At 63.6% G+C, this 11795-nt stretch carries 15 protein-coding genes and 1 tRNA gene; 8 read left to right on the top strand and 8 right to left on the bottom strand.

The features are described from left to right. Positions 1 to 88 precede the first annotated feature (88 nt). The 6 genes from ACQUST_RS01255 to ACQUST_RS01230 all read left to right on the top strand — a co-directional run bounded on the left by ACQUST_RS01255 (position 89) and on the right by ACQUST_RS01230 (position 3532). Positions 89 to 161 (top strand) — tRNA-Arg (locus ACQUST_RS01255). Positions 162 to 335: 174 nt separating this feature from the next. Further along, on the top strand, positions 336 to 458 hold the full coding sequence (locus ACQUST_RS01250; protein WP_435124065.1) for a hypothetical protein: 123 nt from the start codon (positions 336 to 338) through the stop codon (positions 456 to 458). Next, positions 455 to 676 carry a hypothetical protein gene (locus tag ACQUST_RS01245; RefSeq protein ID WP_435124063.1) on the top strand — a complete coding sequence of 74 codons (222 nt, stop codon included), beginning with the start codon at positions 455 to 457 and terminating at the stop codon, positions 674 to 676. Before ACQUST_RS01250 ends, ACQUST_RS01245 begins: the two co-directional genes overlap by 4 nt. After that, on the top strand, positions 673 to 1149 hold the full coding sequence (locus ACQUST_RS01240; RefSeq protein WP_435124061.1) for a hypothetical protein: 477 nt from the start codon (positions 673 to 675) through the stop codon (positions 1147 to 1149). Before ACQUST_RS01245 ends, ACQUST_RS01240 begins: the two co-directional genes overlap by 4 nt. Then, positions 1146 to 1820, top strand: a complete 675-nt coding sequence (locus ACQUST_RS01235) for a hypothetical protein (protein ID WP_435124059.1) — start codon at positions 1146 to 1148, stop codon at positions 1818 to 1820. Before ACQUST_RS01240 ends, ACQUST_RS01235 begins: the two co-directional genes overlap by 4 nt. Further along, complete coding sequence (locus ACQUST_RS01230; protein ID WP_435124057.1) at positions 1817 to 3532, top strand: MarR family transcriptional regulator; 1716 nt, start codon at positions 1817 to 1819, stop codon at positions 3530 to 3532. Before ACQUST_RS01235 ends, ACQUST_RS01230 begins: the two co-directional genes overlap by 4 nt. Before the next feature lie 355 nt (positions 3533 to 3887). Here ACQUST_RS01230 and ACQUST_RS01225 read toward each other — a convergent pair whose 3' ends face one another. The 8 genes from ACQUST_RS01225 to ACQUST_RS01190 form a co-directional block, all read right to left on the bottom strand. Beyond that, positions 3888 to 4655: a response regulator gene (locus tag ACQUST_RS01225; RefSeq protein ID WP_435124055.1), complete on the bottom strand. Its 768-nt coding sequence runs from the start codon at positions 4653 to 4655 to the stop codon at positions 3888 to 3890. 375 nt (positions 4656 to 5030) lie between these two features. Then, positions 5031 to 5399 (bottom strand): hypothetical protein, encoded by a 369-nt coding sequence (locus ACQUST_RS01220; protein WP_435124053.1) that lies wholly within the window; start codon positions 5397 to 5399, stop codon positions 5031 to 5033. Between the two features lie 184 nt (positions 5400 to 5583). Continuing rightward, on the bottom strand, positions 5584 to 6720 hold the full coding sequence (locus ACQUST_RS01215; RefSeq protein WP_435124051.1) for a hypothetical protein: 1137 nt from the start codon (positions 6718 to 6720) through the stop codon (positions 5584 to 5586). Next, a complete protein-coding gene (locus ACQUST_RS01210) occupies positions 6717 to 7553 on the bottom strand; it encodes a hypothetical protein (RefSeq protein ID WP_435124049.1) in 837 nt (278 codons plus the stop codon). Before ACQUST_RS01210 ends, ACQUST_RS01215 begins: the two co-directional genes overlap by 4 nt. Continuing rightward, positions 7550 to 8140 carry a hypothetical protein gene (locus ACQUST_RS01205; protein WP_435124047.1) on the bottom strand — a complete coding sequence of 197 codons (591 nt, stop codon included), beginning with the start codon at positions 8138 to 8140 and terminating at the stop codon, positions 7550 to 7552. Before ACQUST_RS01205 ends, ACQUST_RS01210 begins: the two co-directional genes overlap by 4 nt. A 27-nt stretch (positions 8141 to 8167) precedes the next feature. Then, on the bottom strand, positions 8168 to 9907 hold the full coding sequence (locus ACQUST_RS01200) for a hypothetical protein (RefSeq protein ID WP_435124045.1): 1740 nt from the start codon (positions 9905 to 9907) through the stop codon (positions 8168 to 8170). A 4-nt stretch (positions 9908 to 9911) separates the two neighbouring features. Next, complete coding sequence (locus ACQUST_RS01195) at positions 9912 to 10433, bottom strand: hypothetical protein (protein WP_435124043.1); 522 nt, start codon at positions 10431 to 10433, stop codon at positions 9912 to 9914. Between the two features lie 4 nt (positions 10434 to 10437). Further along, complete coding sequence (locus ACQUST_RS01190; protein ID WP_435124042.1) at positions 10438 to 10854, bottom strand: hypothetical protein; 417 nt, start codon at positions 10852 to 10854, stop codon at positions 10438 to 10440. A gap of 144 nt (positions 10855 to 10998) precedes the next feature. On the opposite strand from ACQUST_RS01190, the gene ACQUST_RS01185 reads away from it, so the two are divergent. Both ACQUST_RS01185 and ACQUST_RS01180 read left to right on the top strand, forming a co-directional pair. Further along, positions 10999 to 11211 (top strand): hypothetical protein, encoded by a 213-nt coding sequence (locus ACQUST_RS01185; protein WP_435124040.1) that lies wholly within the window; start codon positions 10999 to 11001, stop codon positions 11209 to 11211. Between the two features lie 237 nt (positions 11212 to 11448). Then, the gene (locus ACQUST_RS01180) at positions 11449 to 11709 is read left to right on the top strand and encodes a DUF7386 family protein (protein WP_435124038.1); all 261 of its coding nucleotides are present in this window, start codon (positions 11449 to 11451) and stop codon (positions 11707 to 11709) included. Positions 11710 to 11795: the final 86 nt, after the last annotated feature.

Genomic DNA, 11795 nt, shown 5'->3' with positions numbered 1-11795 from the left:
GAGCCGCCACGTCAGCCACGACCGACCGCCGAACCTCGGTGCGGCCTTTCCGAAGCCTTAAATTCCGAACACCGGTATGGGACACCGAGGGCGGCTAGTTCAGCGGACAGAACGCTTGGTTCCGGACCAAGAGGTCGGGGGTTCAAATCCCTCGCCGCTCGCTGTCTTAACCTTCGTTTCAGGACAAAGCCTAACCAGCCGCAGCCACCCCTGAAACGAAGGTTTTCGGCTGAATCACCCTCTTCAAACGCCCACACGAAATCCGATACCAGTAGGTCCGCCTACGCGCCCCTCCGCAGCCCTGCGATTATCGAAACAAACCGGGGGTGGTCGACGTGACCGCGTTCGTCCCTGCCTCCGACCTGTACGACCCGGAGACCGGGAATCGAATCGCCCACCCGCTCACTGAAGCCACCGACGCGGACGTGCTGGCCGCCCTTACGGAGGTGGACCGATGAGCCGGGACGATACCCTCGCTTCCTTCGGCGGCGGCGTCCCGGCCGACAGCGACGACGACAGCGGGACCGACGACGCCGAAACCGAGACGGAGCCGACCGAGCACGACACGCCTGAGTGCGTCGACTGCGGCCGCTCGACGCCGACGACGACAGAGCGGGTTCCCTACAGCGTCGCCCTGTGTCCGTCGTGCTATCTCGACCGCGAGGGGATAGCATGAGCCGGGCCACCAGCGGCGTTCCCTCGCCGAAAGAGTCCGGTGAAACCGTCGAAGCCGCCGTAATCGACCGGTTCCCGGCACTCGAATACGTCGCCGATAGCCGAGCAGCGTGGCACGACGCCGAAACCGCAGGCGCGCTCACACCGTCGGACGCGCTCACGTTCGGCAGCGTCCCGGTCGTCGGCAGCGGCACCGCGGTCGAAATCAAGGCCGCGCAGGGCCGACAGAGCGGCGGTCAACGCGGCCGCTTCTACTTCCGGCAGCAACAGCACCGCGCCCTCGTCGACGCCGGCGGAGTCTATCTGTTCGTCGTCTACGCACCGACCTACGAGCATCCGCACCTCGCGCGGCTGCTCGTCCCTGCCTCCGTCGTCGACGAACTAATCCCGTCGTGGATCGAGGTCGACGGCCGACTCACCCACGCGAAACTCGCGTGGAGCCGCATTATCGACCCCAACGAGGTGGAACGATGAACGGGGAAGACCGTTCAATCGTCCACCTGTTCGCCGACACGGGCGTTGAGGACGAGGTGCTACATACATTCGGCGACGTTGTCCGCGTCGGTATCGACCCGTCGCCGAACCCGTTCAGCGCAGTCGTGCAGGCCGACGCTCGTGACCCGCCGCTTTCGAATCACTTCGACCTCGCAGTCGCTCACCCACCGTGCCAGCGGTGGAGCGTAGCCACACCAGGTGGCGGGACAGACCCCGAGGAACACCCAGATTATATCGACGATGCCCGGGATGCCTGCCAGCGCCTCGCCGACCACTACATCATCGAGAACGTCCGTGACGCCCCGTTACGCGACCCGGTGATTCTCTCGGGTGGGATGTTCGGCATGGGTATCCATTACCCGCGGGCGTTCGAAACCTCGTTCCCGGTTCCCCACCCGCAGCGTGCCGACCGCTGGCGGCCGGAACGCGGCCCGCTCGCCGAGCAGGGCAAGCACGGTAACGCCTGGGTTGGGACGAACGATGGGTGGCGGCTAGCGAAAGGCTACAGCCACGACTGGCCGGGACGCGAACTGAAGCGGCACGCGGTACCCGCGCCGTACTTGCGACGCCTCCTCTACTGGTGGTTGGCGGCGCTCGACGGGGATACCGCCCCCGCTCAGGCAACCCTCAACGAGGTGAGCCAGCCGTGAGTGGTAGATTCGGCCGCGTGAATCAGCAGATCGCGGTCACTCCCGTCTGGCACGAATTCGCCATGCAGGCGAACTTTGACGGCGGGTTAGACCCCTACTTCGCGGCGGCCCGCATCGTCGCCGACTCCGGTGGGTCACGGGTCACAGAGTTCACCGCCGACGGCGAACGGTGGACCGCGAAGCTCTACTACCAAGAGTCCGGCGTCGTCCACCCCGGCGACCGCACCCCGCAGGGGACGCCGTGGGAGTTCGACACCATCCGCGAATACCGCATCGCCGTCGACCGTCACGGCGACGAAGACCCGACCGGACAGCAGGGCTTCAACGCCCACATCCGGCCGCGCTGGCAGGGCATGAAGGTCGAACGCGACGACGGCACCCGCTTCGAGTTGGATATCCCCGACTCGATCACCGAAGGCGTCAACGTCCGGCTCGACGGCTCCAACGTCGACGCCCGCCGGTACCTCCCGCTGCTGCGGAAGGCGGCGCGGGCGCTCGACCTGAACCCGGACCACTTCGCCGACCCTCACGACTCCAGCAGCGTTCGCGACGCCGAGCGGTACGTCCGACTCGACAAAGACGCGAGCGGCCCCGTTCACGCCCGCGACGGCCCGATTGTGCAACTCGCTCACGTCCTCGAAAACGACCGCGAAGGCTATCGGAAACTCGTTCAGAACGACGAGACCGAACGCGGCGAGAACCAACCGGGGTTCTATCACACCGTCACGCTCGGCCCCGAACGCGTCACCGAGGTATTCCCGTCGCACTCGACGCCTAAAGAGGTGAAACACTACTTCGCGCTCGACGCGGCCGACCGCGACGACAACGACCCGCTCGCCCACCCGAAACTCGGAGCGTCCTATCAGGTGAGTCGGTGGGACGGCAAGATCGGGGTCAGCGACGACGCGCTCGCCCAGCTGGAAACCGAACTCGACGAGACCGTACACGCGGTGCTCGATGAAGCCGGCATGACCATGACCGCCGACGTGGACGGCGACGACCCCGGCAATAGCGACGGAACGTACGTCGTCGATCCGTACTTCCCCGCTGAAAACGGGGAGCACGCGGAGCCACCGGAGCTGAATCTCACGCAGATTCGGAACGAGCAAGAGCACATCGTCGTCCGCGAACTCACCGCGACCGGCGGCCTCAGCCCGGTCCAAGAGGAGATATTCGGCTCGCTCGTCACCGACGGCGGCACGGTCTCGCCGGCCGATATCGCGGAGGAGCACGGTCGGCACGTCGGCAGCGTCCGCCGCGCGCTCCGCGAAATTGACGAACTCGTCGACCGCAAGTACGGCGAGGTAGCCCTGAAGAGCAACTACATCGCCGAGATGGTTCACGAGGCCGTCCAGGAGGCTCGGGAAGCCGAGCGAACCATGGCCGACGCCGCCGGACAGGCGCTGCTCGCCGCCGAGCGCGGCCTCGATGAAGCAACCAGCGCGCTTCAGACGTGGCTCGCAGCGCACGACGTAGAGACCGACAGCCGCCGCGAGGCCGTCGAGAAAATCCGGCTCGGCGAAGTCGGTGACAAGCCGGCCTCGGGGACGTTCAACCGGTATCCGCGCGTCGTCTCCGAGCTCCGCGACGCCCTCAAGCGGTGGACCGACGCCGGCCGCGACGCGGCCGGCTTCCGGCAGGCCGTCGTGACCTGGACGTACGCGGAGAGCCGCGGGAAGCGTCAGCAGACCGTCGCCGACCTGCTCGGGTAGCAGTCCGCTCCCGCGGCGGGCCGATACGCGGCCCGTCGCGGGTAGTGACAACTCTGTTCTGAACCCCCTGAGAACCGCCGATATCGGCCCGAACGACGCCGAACCCCTGTTTCATGTGGAGTAGTTCACCGGCTTCGACCGCGGTGATCGAGCAGCTCCGCGCGACCGAACCCAACGGGGAGGGTTCGGTTCCGCGTTAGGCGTGTGGCTAAAGCCACAGGTCCAAGGGACCACCGCCCCGCCCCGCGACAGCGGCCGCGGTCCCCAAGCGAAGCGAAGGGGGCCGCGCGCCGCGCAAGCGGCGCGCTAGCCGTGGGGGGACCGAGGGTGTTCACAAAACAGGGCTCGTCGGGATCTACGCTGTCGCTTGTGTAACGGGTTCTGTTCCGTCAGCGGGTTCAGCGTCTCCGATGATGCAAACCATGAGTCCGCCGCTTGTGAACAGTAATTTGTTTTCGACGATCACTTCTGTTCCGTCCTTGCGGACTTTACGGGCTTTCCCAATCCATGGCTCTGCATCCATCGCCTCCGGGATCACTCCGTTCTCTACTTCCTGCACCACATTATCACGGTAGAGAATATTCCAGTGTTCTCCGATCAGCTCACAGGAATCATATCCCAACACCGACGCATACGCCTGGTTAACGTGAATGAGCGTCCCGGATTCGTCACAGATAGCAACCCCCTCGTTGACAGCGTCAATTGCTTCGTAGACCTGTTGAATCCGCTGCTCAGTCTCGTACTTCGAGACGTTGTTCTTGATTCGCTTGATCAAGAGTTCGTAGTGGTCCCTGCCACGGCCTTTCTGCACGTAGTCTGAGACCCCTGCCGTAATCGCCTCACTAGCGATTTCTTCGGACCCTTGGCCTGTGTATAGGATGAAGGGGAAGTCTTCAGCGCGGCTCCTAATTGCGTTCAGTAGGGAAATGCCGTTCATTTCAGGCATTCTGTAGTCGCTCACTATGCAGTCTACTTCTTCATCATCGAATTTCTGAATGGCTTCCTCAGCACCCGAAACAGAAACAACGCGAATATCGTCGTCACGCTCAAGATACGTCTTCACGAGGTCAAGGAACGGAGCCTCATCGTCAACGTGAAGAACGGAAATCGTACTTTCTGACATTGTACCACCCTTTCAGGTATACTGACATTCGTTCCTGTAGGCATAAGTGTGTTTGAGGTGAATTATCGCGGTATAGGCTATCTAGGAATTAAATTCGTGATATTAGATGGGTGGCTGACCTACTTCTGGAATGAGGCTAATCGCCGCCTTAGCCTGACTTGTCTTCTGACTCAACAGACATGAATTCTATAATGTGCTGTTGATTCTCTTTTTCATGCTTCTCCTGAAACTCCAGCATGGCGGACTCTTCTTGAAACACTCGTTTAAGGTTGCACTCTGTGCAGGTCACTAAATACGCCATTCAGATACGAAACTATACAGCACGCAATCGGATAAGCTTCAGTCGATTGGACGACCGTTTCACAACTCACCGGACTAAAAAACAGTAGACGGTGGCACCTTCACCTGTTCTCCCTTCTCGTGCTCACCGGCACCGTAGAACGACACCTGAAGCGACTGCGCCCGCACCGACCGCGTCCCCAGCACTCGAATCCCGCGGCCGACCGGCCGGTACTTCACGAACACGTAGCCGCCGCCCTCCCGGGCGAGCCGAGCGTGCTGCTCTTTCCACAGCCGGAATCGAGGCGCGTCCCGCGTCACCAGACAGGCTTTCACGTCCCACGGCCGGCCGTCGTCGTCCACAGCGTCGTGATACGCGTCGTGCTCGGCGTCGAGACCGTACCGCTCGCGAGCGTGCGCCTCGGCGAGCGCGCCGTACCGAGCCGCGTTCTGCGACCGATTCACGCCTGAACACCTGACTTTTGACCCATGACCCCGACACAGCCGCGATTCTGCTCGATTCTCGCAAAAATTCCGTTCGGCACCCCCCGGGCCACCAGCGCGCACCCCCCGGAGACGACCATACTATAATTAGGTATGCGCCACCCCCGGGGGAGGTAGTGGTGGCGACGGCCGAGTCCCGACGCAGTCACGCAGTCTCACCGTCCGGCTTCGCCACGATATCACGGAACTTCCCCGCCTTCCAGTCGCGAATCTGGTTGCCGACCCACGAATCCGACCAATCCACTAATTCGGCCGCCTCCTCGTATGACGCGCCCGAATCGTCGTCCCACGGCTTGCACGCCCGAATCACCGTCCGGCGTGCTTCCCGCTTTTTCACGTCGCTTTCGTCGACGCCGCCGCCGGTTTCGTCGTCGTCATCGACGCCGTGAATCACGAACTCCGAGCCTTCGTGTTCGTCGTACTGCTCGCGCGTGTCGCTGATTCCCTTGTACTCGGTTACCTCCTCGAACTCGTCGGAGTCAGCTTCGGAGTTCAGCAGCTTCGCGCGGCCCGGGTCGTCGCGTGAAGGCTTTTCGACGCCGAACGACGCCAAGTCGCGGAACGCCTTCGCCGTCTTCGTCCGCGTGTGATTCACCATCAGCACGCTCCCGCGTTTCGCATACGGGCCGTGCTCTTCCTCGCGCTTCCGGACGAACGTGAGCGCGTCGCTGAACGCTTCGGCTTGCTTCGAGGACGAGCCGAAGCCGCTCAGTTCCTGGGCGGTCTCGTCGATGACGGCGAGCACCGGGCCGTCGTGGTGCCCCATCGCTTCCAGCAGTTCCGTGTCGGACCTGACCACGTCGTCGAAGCCGTCCCACGACGTATTCCCGACCAACTTCCCGCCTGTGCGAGCCGCCCAGACACGGGCGATATCGAGCGTGAGCGCCGTCTTCCCGGCACCGGGCGGCCCGAGTACGAGGCCGATAGCGCCCTCGTTTTCGAGGCGACCAGCGGCGTCCGACAGGATTTCCCTGCCGTCGTCGCTGCGGTCGGTCAGGCCGACTGCGCCCTGAAGCACGGACGCGTTTCCGTGCTTGAAGGCGCGGTCCATCTGGTGAGTAGCCGCCGACGTGACGATCTCGGTGCCGAGCCGGGTGTCGAGGAAGGATTCGTCTTCGTCGCGCCAGAGCGCACACAGGTAGTTCAGCAGATCCAGCGTCTCTTTGTCGCCGATGAGTCCGGCGAACTCGTGGACGTATTCGGGGTCGTGGCCTTCCAGCTCGCCGGCGAGGAACGTCCGGCCTTGGGCGGCGGCGTAGACGCTGCTGCTGTCCTCGCTCATGGCTCACTCCCTCCGTCGTTCCGGAGCGGGTCGGTCGCGCCGTCGATTTCCGAAGCCGGGTCGAGGGCTTCTTCGTCGTCGAGCAGGTCGATTGAGACGAGTTCCTCGTCGGCGTCGTCGGTGCTGTCCTCGTCGTCGCGCATGTAGTCGGGGAGGGCGCGGTCGGGGACGCGGTCGGCGATCATCTCGTCGATTGGCTTGTCGTCCCACGTCGGCGACACCGTATCCTCAAGGGCTGCGTTCATCGCCTGTGCCCGCCGTTTATCGAGCGCGCGGAGCAGCGACGGCAGCGACTGACGCACCATCCGGCCGTATCGAGCCTCCTGCTCGTGCTCTTCGCGCAACTCCCGGATCTGCCGCATAATCTCGTCGCGGTCCGTCTGCGACGACAGTTCACTCGCCGGCTTCGTCCCCTTCCAGTTGGCGACCGCCGTCCACGTGTCGGGGTTGAATCGGCGGCACTCGTACACGTCGTGCGGGCTGGCGCTCCACGGGTAGAGTTCGCCGTCAACGACCTCCAGCTGCTGCCAGGCTTCATCGTTCAGTTCGTAGATTGCGCCGCCGGTCGCGTCGTGGGCCTCCTGGGCGACGAGGATGGTGCCGACGGGGTCGGGGAGGAGTTCGGCGAGCTTGGAGCCGACGATCCAGCCGACGACGGCGACCGCGATAGCGGCGAGGACGACGAGTTGCCACCACCCGGGGAGCGACGGGAGTTCCGGGTACCCCATCGAGACGAGTTCCATCTCGACGGCGGCGACGTAGCCGACGGCGACGACGATGAGCGTTCGGAGATTGTCTGATATCGCGTCGACGAGCGATTCGGTCAAGGTCATGCGATTCGGTCGGCCTCCGGTTCGTCGGATTCTTCGAGCTTTTCGCGGCCACGGCGGAACGAGTACCAGCCGGAACCGACGGCCGACGCGCCTGCGAGTAAGCCGGCGGTTCCGAAGTCAACGGCCGGCTTCCCGGTTTCAATCGCGTCTGACCGAATCAGGACCGTGCCGCGGGTACTGGCGACGGTGAGGGCTGCGGCGCCGTTGAATTCGACTGCGTCGAATTCGACCGTCGTCCGGCCCGTGATTTCGACGCCGCGGGTCGGGATCTCTGTGACCCCGCCGCCGCTGCCCTCAGACCACGCCCGCATGACCGCGCCGCTGTCCGTGATTTTGACGGCGCTCGGATACTCGGCGTCGAGCGTGAGCGTGAACACGCCGCTCTGGTACCGCCAATCGCGGAGCGTCACAATCGGCCCGATCTGTGCGACGACCTGCTCGCCGTCGTCGCTCGCGGTCTCCGTCGGCGGCGCGGTCGGCGTCGACTGTGCGGCTGCCGTCGACGCGGTCGCCGCGGTCGCGGCGGCGCCGCCGAGCACTTTCAGAGCGGTGCGTCTCGTCGTCGTCGGAGTGTCGTTTTCGGTCATAATGAGGAATAGAGGCGTTTCAGCCCCTCAGTTCGGCGAATAGATTTTCACGACGAGCACGCCGGCCGCCAGCACGATGACCGCCGCGACGCCGACCGACACGCCGAGCACCGCGGCGAGTTGCTTCAACAGCCCGCCGCCGCTGCCGCCGGTTCCACCGCCGCCGGCCTTCGGCTCACGTTCCTCCAACTCGGCGCGCAACTGCCGAATCTGCTGCATCTTATTCATCAATTCGGACGCATTGGAGGTTTTATACACGACTTTCGTCGCTTTCACCGTCTGCATTGACGTGCCATCCTCGGCCGTCATTGAGGTTATCGTGAACTCGCCGTTCATAGTGAGCCGCTCACCGTTGACCGTGACGAGCATCACGTTCCCCGTGATATTCGAGGTGTGGTACGTTCTGCCGACCGTCCACGAACCGTTTGGCGCCTGCTGCGCGAGCACAAGCCCGTGGTAGGTTAGGCCGTTGTATTCAACCGTCATTTGGCCTGTACCGTTGATTTTCGGCATATCAAGCCCCATCGTCGCCAGCGCCGCGGTCGACGTGTAAAGGGAGGTGTCATTCTGGATTGTATCGACGCCGTAGCGGAACATGGCGGTGTTCCGCGAGATAACGTCTGAGGCGTTGATTTTGCCAGTCTGGAACGCCTGCCAAGTTGAATTGACGAACGGCCCGACCTCGGCCTGGAGGTTGCTGTTCTGCTGCTCGATTCGCCGCCAGAGGTCGGCCCAGTCCGCGAAATACAGGTACCTGATACGGTCGGCGCTGCTCATGTGCCCCTGGACGTACACATACTGCACGTCTCCGTACTCTCCACCCGGTGCAAGGCCGGAGTTGATGGTTTTCGTGATAGTGGTAGCGCCCTCAATCGAACCGCAGGGATCTGTTTGGAGCGAGAATGACAGCGCCCGCACGTTCACCGTCGACGAATTAACCAAAGTGACCGTAGAGGAGCTGTTACCGGTGATACTGGTGCTTAGACACTGCTCGCTGTTCGTGGATTTCTGCCGGGCATCCACGAACCCGTTACTGACGTTGCTGCTGGTGTCAGCCTGCTTTTCGAGCGTCCACGTCGACACGACGGTCGTGTTCCACTGCTGAATCAGGTTGATTTGCTTCTTCGCGTAGTATTCAGCAATCGCCTTGCGAGCCTGAGTCTTCGCAATAGCCTTTGACGAGCCGTTTTTGTACGCTTCAGCGATTTCCATTTCGGCCCGCATCCACGCAGCGGATTCGGTATCATTCAGATAGTTCTGATACGTCGTTTTCGTCGTCTCAAGCCGTGACTTCGACGTTACTGCGGCCTGATAGATGGACAGCTGCGTCTCGTTCTTGTCGATTTGCTGCATCTGGTTGATAGCCTCGGCGCGGTGCGATTCGAGGCAGTCAATCGACGTGAGGCCAAGTTTGTTTGTCACGAGGCCCACGCTGCCGACTGAGAACGCCGCCAGTTGCTCGACGCCGCCGCATTGATGCATGGCCGCCGCCGGCTCGACCGCCGACGGGCCGACCGCGCCGGTCATGGCCGCCGAGACGAGCAGCAGCGCCGCGCCGACCCGAACGGCCGCGCCGCGCGCCGGTAGCCGAGGCGACGGCAGCGCGCGCTGTAGCGACCGGTCATGTCCGATTCGGACGCCGAGCGCGACGACAGCGAGCAGCGCGACCGCCAGCGTCGCCGTCACTTCGCCGCGGCGAGCGAGCACGCCGGCCGCGGCGGTTGATGCAACTGCCGAGTACGTGAGTGCCTGATAAATGGATTTCATGGGGTTAGTCCTCCGAAATCCAGAGGTAGCCGCCGATACCGACGACGGCGACCACCAGCAACACCGGCACCCCCTTCACGGAGCCGCCGGGGAGGCCGGTTCCCCCACCGCCGCCGGCTACCATCTGGATCTTGCCTGTCGAAACCGAGACGTTCTCCGGGGAAGCCGTCGAATTATCGAGCACGACAGAGATCCGGACAGCGTCGTACTCGGTCCCGTTCACTGACTGCTCGATCAGCTGCGACGACCCGGGCGCGACGGTCGCGGTTTTCGTGGCGAGAGTCGACGTGACCGAGCCGTTCTCCATCGCCTCGAACGTCACCGTCACATTCGCTGTGGTGTCCGCTTGCGAGGCGTTCACGTCGGCGTAGACGCTCTGAGTGTCGGCGTCGACGGCGACGGTCGGGTTGGCGACGTGGACGTGCGTGTCGCCGGTGCTGTGGGCTGCCGCGCCGCCGACTGCTGCGAACAGCGCGACAGCGAGCATGGCGAGCGTCGCGACGGACGAGGTGGTGAGCCGAGTCATTGGCTCAGTAGATCCATCCGACGGCGACCTGTGCGACGGTCATGAGCGCGATGTAGACGACGCCCCACAGGTCGGATGATTTGAAGAACGACGACACCGCGGGGAAGAACACCCAGCCGACGAGCACGGCGGCGGCGCCGAGCGTCGCGTAGACGTACGCCTCGGCCATGTCCGACTCACGAAGCTCGTCGAGGCCGTCCTTGCTGAACAGCTCGGTGTTGTCGTTCGTGATGACGATGCCGACGAGGGTGGCGACCGACACCACCCACGCGATGCTCGTCTGAATACCGGATACCGTGAAGGTGTCCGACATTCCGACGTTGAACGCTTCAACTGACGCGATTCCGACGAGGACAGCGGAGGCGAAGATACCGAGCACCAGCAGCCCGATATCCTCCGCGTCGAATTCTGTGTAAGCCATGCTGCATCCCGGAAACCCACGCGCAACAGGGGTAGCAGGCTGGTAAGTGGGGGAATAACTCTAGGCGGAGTCGGTGAGTGAATCGGGAGGTAGGCGGTGAAAGGGTGCGGGGTCTACAAGTGGAACGGCGCCGGCCTTCCGGATATGGGTCTCCGGTCACTTTCGGACGACAACGGCACCGCGAAGGTCTCGCTCGACAAATCGGACCTGGAACTTGACGGCGTGCTCGACGAGGACGGAGAAGTGCCGAGCGGGAAGCGCGTTCACTACCAGCGACTCGGTGAGGGCGTGTACGTCATCCGCGACGTGCAGGACGGCGAAGTCGCGGACCTGCCGGCGTCGCTGCGAAGCGAGTAACCCCGCGATGCGGGGGTCTCAGACGCGACACCACGGGGTCGCACTCAGAAGTAACGCCCAACCTCGATGTGCATACCTCGCCCCGTCCGCTCCCGCCGCCCCGTGCATACTCTCACGGGGTGCGGTCCCCGCGGTCGGCCCGAGCGCGTCCGCCCGTCGACACCCGTTGATAAGCACCGCCGCGTTCAGCAACCCGAGCACCGCGGGATTCAGCCCCCGGTGCATACCTGTGACCACATGACCGACCGAACCAGCCTCAAGCTCACCGACGAACGGAAACGAGAATTCGACCGCGCCGCCGAGATCGTCGCCGCCGGCCCCGACGACGACCCACCACGGTCGAAGGTGATCGACGCCGCGCTCCGGCACCTCATCGAGTCGAAAGAGAACATCGAGGACGCCCGGGGCGACGTGGACCCGACGACGATTCAGGAAGTGGCGAACACGTCCGTACTGGGGCTCCGGTATCGGACACGGGTCGAGAGTCGCTATCGGTAGCTCTGTTGAAACCCGATTAGTTCGATACTATCTGTGGTGAAACAGCCGAGAGGTAGGATTGCTAATCGACCGTCGATGGGTCAGGA

The organism is Halobaculum sp. D14 (assembly GCF_051195135.1).
Taxonomy (GTDB): domain Archaea; phylum Halobacteriota; class Halobacteria; order Halobacteriales; family Haloferacaceae; genus JBNTKA01.
Note: the sequence above shows the minus strand (reverse complement) of the source record. Positions and strands in the feature narration are given on the sequence as shown.